General features: G+C 69.1%; 13 protein-coding genes. 7 read left to right on the top strand and 6 right to left on the bottom strand.

Going from position 1 to position 16,485, the window contains the following annotated elements:
* Nucleotides 1-51: 51 nt before the first annotated feature.
* A complete protein-coding gene (gene yaaA / locus NVU01S_RS17280; protein WP_043667107.1) occupies nucleotides 52-795 on the top strand; it encodes a peroxide stress protein YaaA in 744 nt (247 codons plus the stop codon).
* 132 nt (nucleotides 796-927) lie between these two features.
* On the opposite strand, the gene NVU01S_RS17275 is transcribed toward yaaA, so the two are convergent.
* Nucleotides 928-1,584: an HD domain-containing protein gene (locus NVU01S_RS17275; RefSeq protein WP_043667343.1), complete on the bottom strand. Its 657-nt coding sequence runs from the start codon at nucleotides 1,582-1,584 to the stop codon at nucleotides 928-930.
* A 646-nt stretch (nucleotides 1,585-2,230) separates the two neighbouring features.
* Here NVU01S_RS17275 and NVU01S_RS17270 point away from each other — a divergent pair.
* Nucleotides 2,231-2,962 carry a DUF7873 family protein gene (locus tag NVU01S_RS17270; protein ID WP_042257304.1) on the top strand — a complete coding sequence of 244 codons (732 nt, stop codon included), beginning with the start codon at nucleotides 2,231-2,233 and terminating at the stop codon, nucleotides 2,960-2,962.
* A gap of 411 nt (nucleotides 2,963-3,373) precedes the next feature.
* Here the strand turns inward: NVU01S_RS17270 and NVU01S_RS17265 are convergent, their stop codons facing one another.
* A complete protein-coding gene (locus tag NVU01S_RS17265) occupies nucleotides 3,374-4,051 on the bottom strand; it encodes an NADPH-dependent F420 reductase (RefSeq protein ID WP_043667109.1) in 678 nt (225 codons plus the stop codon).
* Between the two features lie 112 nt (nucleotides 4,052-4,163).
* Nucleotides 4,164-5,756, bottom strand: a complete 1,593-nt coding sequence (locus NVU01S_RS17260) for a PucR family transcriptional regulator (protein ID WP_043667111.1) — start codon at nucleotides 5,754-5,756, stop codon at nucleotides 4,164-4,166.
* A 136-nt stretch (nucleotides 5,757-5,892) separates the two neighbouring features.
* On the opposite strand from NVU01S_RS17260, the gene NVU01S_RS17255 reads away from it, so the two are divergent.
* The 3 genes from NVU01S_RS17255 (at nucleotide 5,893) to NVU01S_RS17245 (ending at nucleotide 9,321) form a co-directional block, all read left to right on the top strand.
* Nucleotides 5,893-7,383 (top strand): CoA-acylating methylmalonate-semialdehyde dehydrogenase, encoded by a 1,491-nt coding sequence (locus tag NVU01S_RS17255; RefSeq protein WP_043667114.1) that lies wholly within the window; start codon nucleotides 5,893-5,895, stop codon nucleotides 7,381-7,383.
* A gap of 58 nt (nucleotides 7,384-7,441) precedes the next feature.
* Nucleotides 7,442-8,812 carry an aspartate aminotransferase family protein gene (locus tag NVU01S_RS17250; protein ID WP_052280363.1) on the top strand — a complete coding sequence of 457 codons (1,371 nt, stop codon included), beginning with the start codon at nucleotides 7,442-7,444 and terminating at the stop codon, nucleotides 8,810-8,812.
* Between the two features lie 95 nt (nucleotides 8,813-8,907).
* Complete coding sequence (locus tag NVU01S_RS17245; RefSeq protein WP_043667120.1) at nucleotides 8,908-9,321, top strand: PPOX class F420-dependent oxidoreductase; 414 nt, start codon at nucleotides 8,908-8,910, stop codon at nucleotides 9,319-9,321.
* Between the two features lie 19 nt (nucleotides 9,322-9,340).
* Here the strand turns inward: NVU01S_RS17245 and NVU01S_RS17240 are convergent, their stop codons facing one another.
* Both NVU01S_RS17240 and cobA read right to left on the bottom strand, forming a co-directional pair.
* The gene (locus tag NVU01S_RS17240) at nucleotides 9,341-10,825 is read right to left on the bottom strand and encodes an MFS transporter (protein WP_043667123.1); all 1,485 of its coding nucleotides are present in this window, start codon (nucleotides 10,823-10,825) and stop codon (nucleotides 9,341-9,343) included.
* Nucleotides 10,826-10,870: 45 nt separating this feature from the next.
* Nucleotides 10,871-12,067 carry a uroporphyrinogen-III C-methyltransferase gene (cobA, locus tag NVU01S_RS17235; RefSeq protein ID WP_043667348.1) on the bottom strand — a complete coding sequence of 399 codons (1,197 nt, stop codon included), beginning with the start codon at nucleotides 12,065-12,067 and terminating at the stop codon, nucleotides 10,871-10,873.
* 284 nt (nucleotides 12,068-12,351) lie between these two features.
* On the opposite strand from cobA, the gene NVU01S_RS17230 reads away from it, so the two are divergent.
* Both NVU01S_RS17230 and NVU01S_RS17225 read left to right on the top strand, forming a co-directional pair.
* Nucleotides 12,352-13,326 carry a poly(ethylene terephthalate) hydrolase family protein gene (locus tag NVU01S_RS17230; RefSeq protein ID WP_043667126.1) on the top strand — a complete coding sequence of 325 codons (975 nt, stop codon included), beginning with the start codon at nucleotides 12,352-12,354 and terminating at the stop codon, nucleotides 13,324-13,326.
* Between the two features lie 94 nt (nucleotides 13,327-13,420).
* Nucleotides 13,421-14,794, top strand: coding sequence for a purine-cytosine permease family protein (locus tag NVU01S_RS17225; protein WP_043667129.1), 1,374 nt, complete (start codon nucleotides 13,421-13,423; stop codon nucleotides 14,792-14,794).
* Nucleotides 14,795-14,872: 78 nt separating this feature from the next.
* Here NVU01S_RS17225 and NVU01S_RS17220 read toward each other — a convergent pair whose 3' ends face one another.
* Nucleotides 14,873-16,402 carry a PucR family transcriptional regulator gene (locus NVU01S_RS17220; protein ID WP_043667132.1) on the bottom strand — a complete coding sequence of 510 codons (1,530 nt, stop codon included), beginning with the start codon at nucleotides 16,400-16,402 and terminating at the stop codon, nucleotides 14,873-14,875.
* Nucleotides 16,403-16,485: the final 83 nt, after the last annotated feature.

Genomic DNA, 16,485 nt, shown 5'->3' with positions numbered 1-16,485 from the left:
CAGGGTAGTCGCTGCTCGCGCGATGCTCGCAACGCATTACCGTATTCGTTCGTGCTGGTGCTGCTGCCTCCCTCCGAAACCAAGTCCGACGGTGGTGCCGACGTGCCGCTGGCCCTGGACGCGTTGTCGATGCCGCAGCTCACGGCGGTACGCGACCAGTTGATCGACGAGCTGACCAAGCTCGCCACCGACCCGGCCGCGAGCCGCGCGGTGCTCGGTCTCGGCAAGGGCGCCGACGCCGAGATCGCCCGCAATGCCTCCCTGCGCAGTTCCCCCACCCGGCCCGCGCTGGAGCGCTACACCGGCGTGCTCTACGACGCGCTCGATGCGCGCTCCTTCAGCAAGGCGCAGCGTGCGAAGGCCTACGCGCGCCTCGGCATCGGGTCCGCGCTGTTCGGCGCGGTCCGCGCGAACGACCCGATTCCCGCCTACCGCCTCTCCGGTGGATCGAAACTGCCCGGCCTGCCCACGCTTTCGGCCGTCTGGCGCGATTCGCTGTCCGACGCGCTGCTCGCCGAAGCCGCCGGAGACCTGGTGGTCGACCTGAGATCGGGCACCTACCAGCAGCTCGGCCGGGTGCCCGGCGCGGTCACCGCCAACGTGCTCACCGAACACCCCGACGGCTCCCGCACCGTGGTCAGCCACTTCAACAAACACCACAAAGGCCTGCTGGCCCGCGCACTCGTGCTCACCCGCGCCGAACCCACCGACGTGCGCGGCCTGGCGAAGGTGGCGGGCAAAGCCGGCCTGAAAACCGAAATCGCCTCGCCGACCGAGTTATTGATTCTCACCTGAGGCGGCCAGCGCGGCCAGCTCGCACACGCCGCCACCTGAGTCACCAGCAGCAATCAACAACGCCAGCTCCCCGGACAAGTCGACGCGCCGCCACCGAGTCATCGGCAGCAATCAGCAACGCCTGTTCGCCGGCTAACTCAGCGCGTCGCCACTCGAGTCACCAGCAGCGGTCAACGTCGCCAGCTCCCGAGACAGGTTCGTCCGCGCGGCCGCCTCGTAACGCGTTCGCGCAGTAGGGGTTCGGAACAGGTACGGCTGCTGGGCGAGCCCTCGCAACACCGCGGCACGACCCGCGCGGAACAGCTCGTCCGGCACATGGCCGTACTCCGTCCGCACCGCGGCCGTATACGCGGCATACCCCGCCTCGTCGGCCGCGAGCACCGCCAGGTCCGCGTCACAGAGCACCGCCCCGTTCCGATCCCCGTCCGCCACACGATGGGTCGCCGTGAGCCGCACCAGCCGCCCCACCTCGGCAATCAAACCTGTTGCCACACCCAGTGTTCCGAGTGACTCCGCAGCCAACCGAGCACTCAGCTCCTCGTTGTCGTCGCGCTCCACCGCATAAACAGCATCGTGAAAGAACGCCGCATACCGCACCGCATCGACATCCTCCGCATCCCCCGAAAGATCATCGATCACCCCCAGCATCGCCCGCAGATGCTCCACCGTGTGATACCGCCGATGCGGTTCCCGATAACACCGAATCACGAACTCCCCCATACTGATCGCCCCCGCCCCCGCCAGCCCGACCCACCGCTCCAGCAGCTCCGCATCAACAGATGTCCCCATCGCCCCAGTCTGGCGCCCCCACCACCCCACCACAATCCCTTGTGTCATTCGGCACTCTTACCCCCCGGCCCCGTCCGACCTTCCCCGCGAACGCCGGAATAGACACGCCGAGCACGGACGTACCAAGCGACAGATAGGTGGCCTGGGTCAGTTCACGCACCCCTTCCGTGTTCCCGCACCCGCTGTGGACGGCCATAGCCCGTGCGGGAAAACGAAAGGGGTGCGTGGAGTCGGAAGGAGTGCGGGAACCAGACGCCACAGGATCTATGGGCGGCAACAGCACAAACCCAACGACGAGGCACACCATCACTTCGGCAGCGCAGCCACGCTCCAGCACAACCCCAACGGCGAACCCCTGCCGTCGGCGGCCGCACGTGCACGCCGTCGGCGACCGGAGGCGCGCCCGACGCAGAGCGCGCTGAGCCCCGCGATCGGGGCCTTGGCCGGCCAGCAGCCGGTCCACCACTTCGAAAGCAAGGACCGAAGACCAACTCCGCCTTCCTCGACGCCGACAGAAAATAGGATGCGGACTTCAGACTCCGCCCGTACCGTCGTGCGGGTGCTCGGGGGGTCCGGAACGGGAGGATTCGGATTCTCGAGCCGAATGTTGGTGCGCCACGTACGGATACGTGACGGGGAGGTAGAGATGACGAAGCTGAATCAGATCATTGCGGTCGAGAAGGGCGTGAAGAGCGCTGCGGTGCGAGAGCTGGCGCAGCGCCAGGGCGCGTTGCAGAAGGCGGCGCTGCTCGCCGGTATCGCACGCACTTACCAGCCGAAAGACGAAGAGGGCGAGCAGCTTCCGCCGGAGTCCACCCGCGTGCAGGTGAAGTCCGAGGAGGTGCTGCGGCAGACCGCGGCGACCCTGACCCGCCTGTTCGACGTCACCGCGACGAAGGACTGGACGAACACCGAGGCGAAGGCCGACGTCTCCGTCGACGGCGAGGTGCTGCTGCGCGACGTGCCGGTCTCCTACCTGCTGTTCCTGGAGAAGCAGCTGGCCGAGCTGCACGCCTTCGTGCAGCGGCTGCCGGTGCTCGACGCGGCCGAGGCGTGGTCGTTCGACGACTCCACCGACACCTGGCGCACCGACGCCGTGCGCACCATTCGAACCAAGAAGGTGCCGCGCAACCACGTGAAGGCCGAGGCCACCGAGAAGCACCCGGCCCAGGTGGAGGTCTACTACGAGGACATCGCCATCGGCTACTGGAACACGGTGCGTTTCTCCGGCGCCCTGCCCGCCCGCCGGGTGAACGAGCTGGCCGAGCGCGTCGACAAGCTCGCGCGCGCAGTGAAGTTCGCGCGCGAGGAGGCCAACGGAACCGAGGTCACCGACCGCAAGACCGGTGACGTGATCTTCGGCTACCTGTTCCGCTGAAACCGCCCGGGGCCCATCGGCCCCGGGCCCACAGACTCCCCCGCCGCGTGCGGGGGAAGCGCAAGGAGCGCACACTCAAACTGAAGTTGAAACTGAAATCCACGGCGTCAGTGGGGGTTCGAGTCCCCCTCCGGGCATCCATGTCCGGATAGCCCAACAGGCAGAGGCAACCGTGCCAATCTCAGACTCTCGCTCCAGCACGAGTATTCGCCGCCGAACACCGACGGTACGAGGAAGGGACACGCACGCGACGAGATGCCGGTTCGACTCCGGCCTTCCCCGCCATGGGGAAGTGGTCCAAAGGCACGACACGCCGTGAATCTCAGCCTCATCTCTTCCCCCACCGGGGTGGGCGAATTGGGCGGCAGAACCGGAACCCGGGAGCAGGCTAAGCTCCCGGGTTCTCCCCGGTCAGCGCTCGGCGGCGGCGAGCAGCTCGCGAATCCTGGTGCCGTCCGCGGGGGTTGCGGCGTTCTCCCAGAACGGAAGTGCCGCGGCGTAGGCGTCGGCGTAGACCGGCGTGCTCACCTGGAAGCGCCAGCTCTCACTCAACGGGCCGGCATCGACAGTGTCGTAGCCGAGCGCGTCGATCAGTTGTGCCGCAGCGACTTTCGCGCCGGTGTCGTTGCCCGCGATCGGCAGCGCCGACCGGTCGACGGCGCCTGCGGGACGGGCCAGTTCGCCGAGGTGCACGAAGTAGATGTTGTTGAACGCCTTGACCACCTTCGAGGTCGGCAGGTGTTTTTGCAGCAGTTCACTGCTCGTCACGGTGCCGTCCGCGAGTTCGGCGAAGGTGCCGTCCCGATCCGGGTAGTAGTTGTTGGTGTCGATGACGACCTTGCCCGCCAGGGGCGCGACCGGCACCTGCTGGTAATTGCGTAGCGGCACGGTCACCACCACGATGTCCCCCGCCGCGGCCGCCTCGTCGGCGGTCGCCGCCCGCGCCCGTGGGCCGAGCTCCGCGACCAGATCGGACAGGGTTTCGGGACCACGGGAGTTGCTGAGCACCACGTCGAGTCCCGCGGCGATGGCGAGTCGCGCCACCGTACCGCCGATGTTCCCGCTGCCGATCAATCCAAGGGTTGTCATACGCCGCACAACCGCCACCGGACCTGCGATGTTCCCGCGATGCGGCGCTGACCGGGGCAGATGTGAGCTACACCATGCGCGACACCGATCGCGACATATCGGACGGCCGGATTCAGCGCGCGTTCGCCGTCAGATCGCGGATCAGCAGCGCCGCGTGCAACGAGGTGCGCGACTCCCCGTCCTCGAGATCGACGGCGAGGATGCGTTCGATCCGTGCCAGCCGCTCGTACAGGGTCGGCCTGCTGATGTTCAGCCGCCGCGCGAGTTCGGTCTTGTTGCCCGCCAGGTCGAGGAACCGGCGCAGCGTGCCGGTCAGGTCGGTGCCTTGCCGAATGTCGTAGCGCAGCAACGCACTCAGTTCCGTTTCCGCGAATCGTTGTACTCCGGGCTCGTTGCGGATCAGCGAGAGCAGCCCGCGCAGTCGCACGTCGCCGCTGCGATAGAACGGGCGCGGCACCGAACTCCGCAGCGAGAGCGCGACTTCCGCGATATGCGCCGCGTGCGGCAGCTCGTGCGCGGTGTCGAGCAGCGAATCCGCTTCGGCGCCGACGCCGATCACGACCCGTTCGACGCCGTCGACCCGGCGTACCTCGCCGGCGATCGCGACACAGGCCGCGGTCAGGCTCTCGTCGAGCGCACCGGTGCGTGGCAGCGCCAGGATCATGCCGACCCGGTCGCCCTGATCGGCGGCCGCAAGCGCGGTGAACTCGGCCAAGCCGAGCCCGTGCGTGATCGCGTCCAGGATGCCCGCGGCACGGCGTTGCCGGGCGACCGGATCGGTCTCGGCGACGGCCGCGACATCGACGGCCAACGGCACGTAGGCGGCGCGCCGGGCCAGGCCGAGCGCCGCGGCTCGGGCCACCGCGTCGCGTTCGTCCACCACCCGCCCGTTGACCATGTCGTCGATGAGCCCGGTCTGCGCCTGGCGATGCAGGCCGAAGCGGTCCTTCTCGATCATCCGGTGCAGCGTGAGCGTCTGCGCCGCGCGTTCCAGCACCATCGTGGCGCGAGCGGTCGGCACCTCGCTCGAGCGCAGGATCAACCGCCCCCACCGTTGGGTGTGCGGGCCGACAGCCACCGCGTCCCAGTCGTCGGGCAGCAGCCGCGAGATGTTCTCCCAGTCCTCCAGCAGCGCCGACGTGCTCGCATGCTTGGCCGTGAAGGCCAGCACCCGGTGCGCCAGGTCTTCCAGCACCACCGACGAATCGAGCATGCCCGCAGCGGTTTTCACGATCTCGGCGAGCGAGGCGCGGCGCACGCTGAGGTCGGTGAAGGTCTCGTGCACGGTGCGCGCGAACTCCACTTCGGCGTATTGGTCGGCCACGATCACCCGGTGCACCGCCTCGGTGATCTCCACGAATCGGGTCACCCGGTGCAGCGCGATCACCGGCAGTCCGAGCGCGTCGGCGGTCTGCGCGACGATCGGCGGCAGCCGCGGCACGTACGCGCCCAATTCGACGACCAGCCCGGACACCCCGGCCGCGGCGAGTGCGGTCAGGTAGGCGGCCGTCGCGCTGTCGCCGTGACTCATCGGCTGGCCGGTGGTCAGGATCAGTTCCCCGCCCGCCAGCAGCTGCGCCACCTCCGCGACCTCGCTGACGTGCACCCAGCGCACCGGCCGGTCCAGCGATCCGCCGGCGACCACCTCGGGCGCACCGGCCCGCACCACCGGCATCGCCAGCACATCGGACACAGAGGGCAGCACCGACGAATCGTAATATGAATCGCCGAATCGCGTACAGATCGTCGGGCGATATCGCAGGGTTGATGCCGGAGACTAGTAGCAAGGAGGCGTCCACCCGCCGCCGCACCGCGACGCTCACGGATCGAAACGAGGAGATATGCAGACAATCGCGCACTGGCTCGACGGCAAGGCTTTCGCTGGGACCAGCGAGGCGACGGCGGCGGTGACCAATCCGGCGACCGGCGTGGTGACCGGTCAGGTCGCGCTGGCGAACGTGGCCGACACCCGTGCGGCGATCGATGCGGCCGCGGACGCGTTCCCGGCCTGGCGCGACACCTCGCTGGCGCGGCGCACCCAGATCCTGTTCCGGTTCCGTGAGCTGCTCAACGACCGCAAATCCGAACTGGCGCAACTGATCACGGCCGAGCACGGCAAGGTGATCGCCGACGCCATGGGCGAGGTGAGCCGCGGCCTGGAGGTCGTCGAATTCGCCTGCGGCGTACCGCATCTGCTCAAGGGTGGCTACACCGAGAACGCGTCGACCAAGGTGGACATCTTCTCCATCCGTCAGCCGCTCGGCCCGGTCGCGGTGATCTCGCCGTTCAACTTCCCGGCGATGGTGCCGATGTGGTTCTTCCCGCTGGCCATCGCCGCGGGCAACACCGTGGTGCTCAAGCCGAGCGAGAAGGACCCGTCGGCCTCGCTGTGGCTGGCCGAGCTGTGGGCCGAAGCCGGTTTGCCCGCAGGCGTTTTCAATGTCGTGCAGGGTGACAAGGTCGCGGTGGACGAGCTGCTCGACCACCCGAAGATCAAGGCCGTCTCGTTCGTCGGATCGACCCCGATCGCACAGTACGTCTATCAGCGCGGCACGGCGGCGGGCAAGCGGGTGCAGGCGCTGGGCGGGGCGAAGAACCACATGGTGGTGCTGCCGGACGCCGACCTCGACCTGGCCGCCGACGCGGCGGTGAACGCCGGATTCGGTTCCGCCGGTGAGCGTTGCATGGCGATCAGCGTGGTGGTCGCGGTGGGCGGCACCGCCGACGAACTGGTCGCGAAGATCACCGAACGCGCCACCACCATCAAGACCGGCGACGGCACCCGCGAGACCGATATGGGCCCGCTGGTCACCAAGGCGCATCGCGATCGCGTCGCGGAGTACATCGCGGCGGGCGAATCGGCCGGTGCCCGAGTCGTGCTCGACGGGCGCGGTATCGCGGCTGATGGCGAAGCGGACGGATTCTGGCTCGGCCCCACGATTCTCGACCACGTCGGCACCGCGATGAGCGTCTACACCGACGAGATCTTCGGCCCGGTCCTCTCGGTGGTGCGGGTGGACAGCTACGACGACGCGCTCGCCCTGATCAACGCCAACCCGTACGGCAACGGCACGGCCCTCTTCACCAACGACGGCGGCGCGGCGCGGCGCTTTCACAACGAGGTCGAGGTCGGCATGGTCGGCATCAACGTGCCGATCCCGGTGCCCATGTCCTACTACAGCTTCGGCGGCTGGAAGAACTCGCTGTTCGGTGACTCGCACGCGCACGGCGCCGACGGCGTGCACTTCTTCACCCGGGCCAAGGCGGTCACCACCCGCTGGCTCGATCCGAGCCACGGCGGGATCAACCTCGGCTTCCCCGAGAACAAGTAGCCCGTCCACCACTGAGCACCGGTAGCCGACAGCACAAGTGACGCAGGAGAACTCGACGATGACCCTCCCGAACGGATTGACCCCGGAGGCCGCCCGCGAGGCGGCAGCGCGCGCGTACGAGCTCGATCGTCGCCACGTCTTCCACTCCTGGTCCGCCCAGGCGCAACTGGATCCGATGACCATCAGCGCCACCCAGGGCTGTTATGTGTGGGACGGCGAGGGCACTCGGCTGCTCGATTTCTCCTCTCAGCTGGTGAACACCAACATCGGGCATCAACATCCGAAAGTCGTTGCGGCGGTGCAGCAGCAGGCAGCCAAGCTGTGCACCGTCGCACCGCAGCACGTCAACGACGCGCGCTCGGAGGCGGCCCGCCTGATCGCCGAGCGCACGCCGGGCGAGCTGAACAAGATCTTCTTCACCAACGGCGGGGCCGAGGCCGTCGAGCACGCGGTCCGGATGGCCCGGCTGCACACCGGCCGCTACAAGGTGCTCGCCCGGTACCGCTCGTATCACGGCGGGACGGAGACCGCGATCAACCTGACCGGTGATCCGCGGCGCTGGCCCAACGATCACGGCAACAGCGGTGTCGTGCACTTCTTCGGGCCGTTCCTGTATCGCACGCAATTTCATTCGAGCGATGAAACGCAGGAGACCGAGCGGGCTTTGGCGCATCTCGAACAGACCATCGCCTTCGAGGGGCCGAACACCATCGCGGCCATCGTGCTCGAATCCGTCCCCGGCACAGCGGGAATCATGATCCCGCCGCCCGCGTACATGGCGGGCGTGCGTGCGCTGTGCGACAAGTACGGCATCGTCTTCATCGCCGACGAGGTGATGTCCGGTTTCGGCCGGACCGGAAAGTGGTTCGCGATAGAGCATTTCGACGGCGTGGTGCCCGATCTGCTGACCTTCGCGAAGGGCGTCAACTCCGGCTACGTGCCGCTGGGCGGTGTCGCGATCAGCCCGGCGATCGCCGCGACCTTCGACGACCGCCCCTATCCGGGCGGCCTGACCTATTCGGGTCATCCGCTCGCGACCGCGGCCGCCGTCGCGACTATCACCGCGATGGCCGACGAGGGCATCGTCGAACACGCCGCCGATATCGGCGCGCGCGTGCTCGGCCCCGGTCTGCGCGAACTCGCCGAGCGGCATCCCAGCATCGGCGACGTCCGCGGCGCCGGGGTGTTCTGGGCGCTCGAGCTCGTCCGCGACCGGACGACGCGGGAGCCCCTCGCCCCGTACGGCGGGACGAGCGCGGCGATGACGGAGGTGGTCGCCGCCTGCCGTGCGGCCGGGCTGCTGATGTTCGTGAACTTCAATCGCCTGCACGTGGTCCCGCCGTGCATCGTCAGCGAAGCCGAGGCGAAAGAGGGTTTGGCCATCCTCGATCACACTTTGACCGTCGCCGACCGCCACGCCGCCGGCTGACCGAACCGGTGCTCGCGCCGCAGAGCATGTAGTCGCTGTGCGGCGCATCCGTGCGCGGCGGAATGCCACGGGGGCGCGGCGTGTTTCAGCAAAGCATGACCGATACCGGTGTGCTTTCCGCGGAATTGAAGAAGTATCTGGACGAGTCGAAGGTGTTCGCCACCGTGGCGACGAGCGGGCCCAACGGCCAGCCGCACCTCACCGTCATCTGGCTCGAGCGCGACGGCGACGACCTGCTCTTCTCCACCACCACCGATCGCCAGCAGGGCAAGAACATCGCCCGCGATCCGCGCGTCACCATCATGATCAACCCGCCGGAGAACCCCTACACCTACGCCGAGATCCGCGGGACGGCCACGCTCACCCCGGACCCGGACAAGACCCTGCCGGACAAGCTGTCCGCCAAGTACACCGGGCAGAAGTACCTGGATTTCAACCCGGCCTCGGTCAACGACGGCCCGCGCGTCATCGTGCGGGTGACGCCCCGCAAGGTGGCAGGCCGCCTCTGATCGGCGAAGCCCGGCGGGCCTAGGACTGCTGGGCTTCTTCCTGCGCGTGCTGCGCCTGCGCGACCTGCGCCGCCGTGTAGCGGATGGCGAGCGCGATCAGCAGGGTCAGCACCACGCCGACACCGCAGAGGAACAGCGCGAGGGTGTAGCCGCTGCTGAGCGCGTCGAGCTGGGCGGTGTTCATGGCGCTCGGTTTGACGGTGTTGCTGCCGCCCAGCGCCAACGTGCGCGAGACCACCACCGGGCCGAGGAAGCCCAGGGCCAAGGCCGGGCCGAACGCCAGCAGCATCTGACCGACCGCGCTCAGCGGGCCGATTTCGGTGACCTCGACGCCGACGATCAGGCACAGCGGCACGATGACCAGCACGATGCCGACGCCGGTGCCGATCACCAGGAACAGCACGAGCAGCGTGGGCAGGTTCGCGGTGCGGTCCAGGGTCGAGCCGAACAGCAGGGCGACCGCCGCTAAGCCGCCGCCCGCGCCGATCAGGATCCGGGGCGCGATCCGCATGACCAGCTTCGAGGTCAACGCGCCGCCGACACCCATGCCGATGGTGAACGGGATGAAGATCAGGCCGGCCTGTAAAGCGCTGTAGCCCAGCACATTCTGCACGTACTGCGCGCCGAAGACGGAGATGCCGCCCATCACCCCGCTGGCCAGCAGCACCGCGAGGAAGGTCGCGACCCGGTCCTGGCTGCTGAACAGCGACCACGGCAACAGCGGGTTGTCCACGTTGCGCTCGGCGACGATGAAGGTGATCAGCAGGACGCCGCCGGCCACCAGCGAACCGATGATCACGGGGTGACCCCAGCCCAGCGCGGGACCTTCCATGCCACCGAACACCAGGGTGGCGACGCCGATCGTGGCCAGCACGGCGCCGCGCACGTCGAGGGAGAGGCGATGGTGCTCGGTATCGCGCAGGCAACGCATCGCGCCCACGAAGACCAGCAGGCCGATCGGCACATTGATCAGGAAGATGCCGCGCCACCAGACATCGGCCAGCGCACCGCCGACCACCAGGCCGCCGACCGAACCGACGCCGACCATCGCACCGAAGATCGCGATCGCCTGATTGCGCGCCTTGCCCGGCGCGAAGGTGGTCGCGACGAGTGCCAGGGCGGTGGGCGAGGCGAAGGCGGCGCCGATGCCCTGCAGGGCGCGCATGCCGATCAGCATCCCGCCGTTGATCGCCAGACCGCACAGCAGCGAGGACAGGGTGAACAGGCCGACGCCGAGCAGGAACATCTTCTTGCGCCCGAACGCGTCACCGACCCGCCCGCCGAGCAGCATGAGCCCGGCGTAGGTGAGTGCGTAGGACGTGATCACCCAGTTCGCGCTGGACGCGGACATCCCGAAATCCGCCTGCAGCCGCGGCACCACCAGGATCATGACCGTGCCGTCCAGCACGCTCATCAGCTGCATTCCGCTGAGGACGAGAATCGCGAGCCCGAACGCCCGCTCTTTCACTGGATACTGCGTCGGCGCAGCGGGATTCTCGAGCACAGAGAGCCACTGTAGACGACCTGTGCCACCGCGGCGCCCGGCCGATCAGTCGGCTACCGGCACAAAGAAGCCCGCCGTAGGACCGATCACCACGATCGCGGGCGGGCGGATGCCCTCGGTGCGCACCCGCTCGGCGACCGTGCCGAGGTCGGCGCGCAGCACCCGCTGCGTGCGCAGGGTGCCCTCCTGAATGACCGTGGCGGGACTGTCCGCGGGGCGGCCACCTTCGATCAGCGCGTTCGCGAACTGCTCGATCCGCTCCACCGCCATCATCAGCACCAGGGTGCCGCGCAGCCGGGCCAACGCGGGCCAATCCACCAGCGAATCCGGGTGGTCCGGCGCGACATGGCCGCTCACCACGACGAATTCGTGCGTCACGCCCCGATGGGTCACCGGGATGCCCGCCGCCGCGGGCACCGAGATGGGGCTGGTGATACCGGGTACCACGGTCACCGGGATCCCCGCCTCGACACAGGCCTCGAGTTCCTCGAAGCCGCGCCCGAACACGTACGGGTCGCCGCCCTTGAGCCGCACCACGAACTTGCCCGCCTTGGCGCCCTCGATCAGCGCGGCGTTGATCGCGTCCTGCGCCATCGCTCGCCCGTACGGGATCTTCGCCGCGTCGATCACCTCGACATCGGGTCCGAGTTCGGCCAGCAGCTCCGGCGGCGCGAGCCGGTCGGCGACCACCAGGTCCGCGCGGCCGAGCAGCCGCCGTCCGCGCACCGTGATCAGATCGGGGTCGCCGGGGCCGCCGCCGACCAGCGCGACACCGGGGGTGATCGGCGTCGAATCATCGGTCACCACACCGGATTGCAGCGCCTCGAGCAGCGCGTTGCGCACCGCGGCCGAGCGCCGATGCTGGCCGCCGGCCAGCACGCCGAGGGTCATGCCGTCGTAGCGCGCGGTCGCGGGCGTGACCGCGGTGCCGAGCCGGGCGTGGTCGGCGCGCACGCAGAAGATCCGCCGCCGGGTCGCCTCGGCGACGACCGCCGCGTTGGTCTCCGGTTCATCGGTGCAGGCGATCGCGTACCAGGCGCCGTCCAGGTCGCCGTCGGCGTAGGCGCGCAGCGTCACGGTGAGTTGCCCGGAGGTCGCCATCCCCTCGACCGCCGGGGTGACCTCGCGGCTCACCACGTGCACGTCCGCGCCCGAGGCGATCAGCAGCCCGAGCCTGCGCTGGGCCACCGTTCCGCCGCCGACCACGACGACGCGGCGGCCGACGAGATCGAGCCCGACCAGATAGTTCGGATCGCCCTCGTGCGGCGCGGCTGCGGATACCGGCTGTTCATCGGTGTGGTCTTGCGTGTTCGGCACAGTTTTCGAGCCTACGGCCTGCCCGCGAACCAACGGCAATCGCCTCGCCCGCTCGTCGCGGCGCCTGCCCAGGCCCGCCGCCGCCGACCTGGGCCTCCGCCGCACCGCGTCCTGCCCCGCCGCGCCAGCAGCACCCGCCGAGTTCAGCGATCGCGAGTCCCGCGACCGGGCATCGAGCCGAACGTTCGGGCATTCCTATACTCGGGCGCATGACTTGCTGGCGTCGGACGGTGCGGATGATCGCGGTAGCGCTGCTCGCCTGCGGGCCGGCGGTGGCCGGGGTGGCGGCGGCCGAGCCCGCACCCTACGTACCGAATCCCGGGATCGAGTCGAAGTACTTTCGGCCCGGTCCCGCGGCGGTGACCGAACAGCTCGGATTCGGGTGCTGCGACAGCGGCGGCGCGACATTCGATGTCTGGTATCCGACGGAGCTGGGCGCGCAACGGCATCCGATCGTGCTGTGGGGCAACGGTTCCGACGCGGTACCCAGCCAATACCGTTACCTGCTGCGGCATTTCGCGTCCTGGGGCTTCGTCGTGGTCGCCACCGAGAACCGGAACACCGGATCCGGGGCCGATATCCGGAAGTCGCTGGAGTTCCTGCTCGCGCAGGGTGACGATCCCGCGAGCGTGTTCTTCGGGAAGCTGGACCGGGACGCGGTCGGCGCCGTCGGGCATTCGCAGGGCGCGTCGGGAGTGCTCAACGCCATGCGCGACGCCGCAGGTGCGATCAAGACCGCTGTGCCGCTGGAACTTCCGGCACAGCACTGGTGTTCGACCGCGGCGTCGTGCGCCGACACCCGCGCGCTCACCACGGGTTCGGTGTTCTTCGTGAACGGAACCGCCGACGGCATCATCTCGCCGTCGCATCAGGCACTGCCCTGGCAGGTGGAAGGGTTGCAGTCGAATCGGGCGTACTACGAGGCGACGCCGGCCGGCATGCGCAAAGCCTGGGGCACCCTCGACGGGCCGAACCACAACGATGTGCAGGGGCAGCCGGATTGCGCCGCCGCCTCCACCCCGTGCACGACCGGTGTGTTCGGCTACCTCGGCTACCCGACGGCATGGCTGCTGGCGCAGTTGCGCGGCGACGCCGACGCACTCGCGGCCTTCCGCGCGGACGGCGGCGAACTGTTCACGCCCTCGCCCAACTGGCGCAACCAGGCCAGCTCGATCACCGGGTGAACCCGGCGATACGGGCGAATTGTCCGCCGATCGGCGGTGACGTACGTACGAACCGTCCGTTGCCTGCCGCGCCGCCGCGGACGAGTGTGCAGAGATGGCTTTGACCGAGGACCCGCCCCCGGCCGCCGACTATGCCGATCGCGTCATCGCGGTGGAGCCGGGCGGCAACGAATACATCCCCGACGACGCCAGGCACGGCCGCCCGCGCGGACTGTTCTGGACCTGGATGTCGCCGAATCTGGAATTCGCCACCATCTTCATCGGCGTGCTCTCGGTCACCGCCTTCGGAATGAATTTCTGGCAGGCCGGACTGGCCCTGACCCTCGGCATCGGGCTCGCCGCCGCCGCGCACCACGTGCTGTCGGCCCGCGGGCCGGTGCACGGTGTGCCGCAAATGGTGTTGGGGCGCTTGGCCTTCGGCTATCGGGGCAACGCGCTGCCCGCCGCGTTCATGTCCATCATGTGCGGGGTCGGTTGGTTCGCCACCAACAGCGTCAGCGGCGCGTTCGCGTTGAGCAGCCTCACCGGCATGCCGAAACTCACCGCGCTGGCGCTGATCGTGGTGGTGCAGACCGTTTTCGGCGCGTTCGGTCACAATCTGGTGCACGCTTTCGAGCGCATCGTTTTTCCGGTGCTCGCCGTGGTTTTCGTCGTGGTGACGATCGTGATCCTCGGCAAAGCCGACCTCGGCGCGGCCGCGCCGGCGGGCGGGGTGGGCGGGATCGGCGGCTTCCTGCTGACCGTCGGCACCGCCTTCGGGTACGCGGGCGGCTGGAATCCCTACGCGGCGGACTACTCTCGCTACCTGCCGCGCACCGTTTCGCGCGCCGCCACCGGCGGTTTCGCGGCCGCCGGACTGTTCGTGTCCTGTCTGTGGCTGTCTCTGCTCGGCGCGGCCTCGGTCACCATCGCAGGTACGGCGACGGGTAGTCCCACCGATGTCTTCACCGCGAATCTGCCCGGCGTGCTGGCGGATCTGGCGTTGCTGGCCATCGCGCTCGGCGCCGTCGCGGCGAACGCGCTGAACGTGTACTCCGGGGCGATGGCCTTCGTGACGATCGGCATCACCTTGCCGGTACGCACGCAGCGGGCGGTCGTCTCGATCGGTTTCGGCGCCCTCGGTTTTCTCGTCGCCTGGTGGGCGCTGGCGGATGCCGCCGCGAGCTACGAAGCGTTCCTGCTGATCGTCGCGTATTGGATCGGCCCCTGGCTGGGCGTGATGTTCGTCGACCAGTACCTGCGCCGCGGCAAGCCGATCGATACTTTGCTGTACAACCGCGCGTACGCGAATCGCCCTGGGGTGGCGGCGTTTCTGACCGGCTTGGCGGTGTCGGTGCTGCTGTTCTCCAACCAGGCGAAGTTCACCGGCTACCTGGTGCGCGAGTTCCCCGCACTCGGTGACATAACCTTCTTCGTCGGCTTCCTGGTCGCCGCCGCCATCTACGCGGTGCTCGCGCGACGCCCCTGACACTTCCCGCACCACGTCCGTCTTCCCGCACCCGCTGCAACAGGCCGAAGCGGGTGCGGGAACACAGAAGTGGTGCGGCTAGTCGGACAGCCGGTGCGCACACAGCGCGAGCAGCAGCGTGCCCGCCAGGGCGGGCGCGGCCGGGTCGTAGCCGAGCAGCTCGCGGATGCGTTCCAGGCGCTGGTACAGCGACTGCCTGCCGATGTGCAGTGCCGCCGCGCAGCGGGTCGCGCTGCCGCCGTGGCGCAGGTAGACCTCCAGTGTGCGGGCCAGTTTGCTGTGATGCGCTGTGTCCCAGTCGATCAGCGGGGCGATGGTGGTGCTGATCAACCGGTTGCGCTCGGTGACCGGCAACGATTCGACGACGAGTTCGGTGGCCAGTTCGCGCACCGTCGCGAGCGGACTGCCCGTCGGACGATCCCGGCGGTGCCGGGTGGCCAGCCGCAACGCCGACCGCGTCGCCTCGAGCGAGCCGGTCAGCGCCGCGGCGGTGAACTCACACGGATCACCCACCACCACCGTGACACCGTCGACCGCATTCGTGGTGAAGGCGTTGCGCAGCAGCCGGGCCACCGCACCCACCGGATCGGGCACCGCCTGGTCCACGACGAGTACGCCGTAGCCGGTCGCGTGCACCTCGGCCACCAGGGCGGGCCTGCCGAGTTCCTTTGCCGCGGTATCGATCAGGCGGGTCGCGATGCGGGTATCGGGCGCGTCGGCGGCCACCGGCACCAGTGTGCGGCCGGACAGCGCGGACATACCGGCGGCCGTGGCCCGCACTTTCAGATCGGCCTGCCGAATCGTCTTGCCGTCCAACAGGTCCGCGAGCAGGGTGCGCGCCGCTAGCTGCGGCCGTCCGGTCGGCGATCCCGAATTGGCGAGCGCGAGGCCGAGGGCCGGTGCGGACTGCTCCAGCACGGCGGCGAGCGTGACGTCGTCCAGCACCGAACCGGGACCCGCGGTGAGCGTCCCCCAGGCGTTTTCCTTGGCTCGGATCGCCGCGGTCGCGGCGCCGGATTCCACTGCGGCCCAGGCAGATCGGTCGTCGTCCACGCCGTGCGCCGCGATCAACGCACCGTTGCCACTCGTCACGATCAGCGCACACCCGGTGGCCGCACCGATCCGAGTCAGCAACTGCGCGAGCCCATTTCCCGCCGCGAGTTCGACGGTCAGTTCCCTCGCGAGCGCGTTGAGCAGGCGCAACGAGCGCACCTCGCGCGACACGATCTCGGTGTTCGCGGCCCGGCACAGGTCGATGAACGGCACCACCGCCCGCAGGGCGATCAGCGGCAGCGTGTGGCGCGAGGCCTCCTCGACCATGTCGGGCGGGACCGCGTCGAAGGTGCGGCCGAGTTCGACGGCCACCCCGGCCACCCCGCGAGCGGCGATCTCGCGCAGGTAGTGCCGTCGCGTCCCCGCGTCCACCCCGGACAGGCCCAGCCCGGTGGTGAGCAGCAGCTCCCCGCCGGAGAGCAGGGGGCCGATCTCGTAGATCTCACTCGAATGCACCCAGCGCACCGTCCGCCGCAAAGCGCTGTGACCTGCCAAGACGAGCGGATCGGCCGGGGCGAACTGGTCGTCGAGCACTTCGCGCACGGTCGGCAACATACGGTCATCCTGTCATCCGGAGACCGGTGCCGGATGGACGATCTGTACGTTGCGGCCGAGCCGGTCGCCTTGGAGGCTGGAGC

Origin of the sequence: Nocardia vulneris (genome assembly GCF_001613425.1) — a bacterium.
Taxonomy (GTDB): domain Bacteria; phylum Actinomycetota; class Actinomycetes; order Mycobacteriales; family Mycobacteriaceae; genus Nocardia; species Nocardia vulneris.
The sequence above is the reverse complement of the archived record's forward strand: the minus strand, read 5'-3'. Positions and strand labels throughout refer to the sequence as shown.

Bases quoted from the DNA above. Each gene is read 5' to 3' on its own strand.
- NVU01S_RS17220 (WP_043667132.1), bottom strand. From the start codon at position 16,402: ATGTTGCCGACCGTGCGCGAAGTGCTCGACGACCAGTTCGCCCCGGCC.
- NVU01S_RS17275 (WP_043667343.1), bottom strand. From the start codon at position 1,584: ATGGGGACATCTGTTGATGCGGAGCTGCTGGAGCGGTGGGTCGGGCTG.
- NVU01S_RS17255 (WP_043667114.1), top strand. From the start codon at position 5,893: ATGCAGACAATCGCGCACTGGCTCGACGGCAAGGCTTTCGCTGGGACC.
- NVU01S_RS17250 (WP_052280363.1), top strand. From the start codon at position 7,442: ATGACCCTCCCGAACGGATTGACCCCGGAGGCCGCCCGCGAGGCGGCA.
- NVU01S_RS17270 (WP_042257304.1), top strand. From the start codon at position 2,231: ATGACGAAGCTGAATCAGATCATTGCGGTCGAGAAGGGCGTGAAGAGC.
- NVU01S_RS17225 (WP_043667129.1), top strand. From the start codon at position 13,421: ATGGCTTTGACCGAGGACCCGCCCCCGGCCGCCGACTATGCCGATCGC.
- NVU01S_RS17245 (WP_043667120.1), top strand. From the start codon at position 8,908: ATGACCGATACCGGTGTGCTTTCCGCGGAATTGAAGAAGTATCTGGAC.
- NVU01S_RS17265 (WP_043667109.1), bottom strand. From the start codon at position 4,051: ATGACAACCCTTGGATTGATCGGCAGCGGGAACATCGGCGGTACGGTG.
- NVU01S_RS17230 (WP_043667126.1), top strand. From the start codon at position 12,352: ATGACTTGCTGGCGTCGGACGGTGCGGATGATCGCGGTAGCGCTGCTC.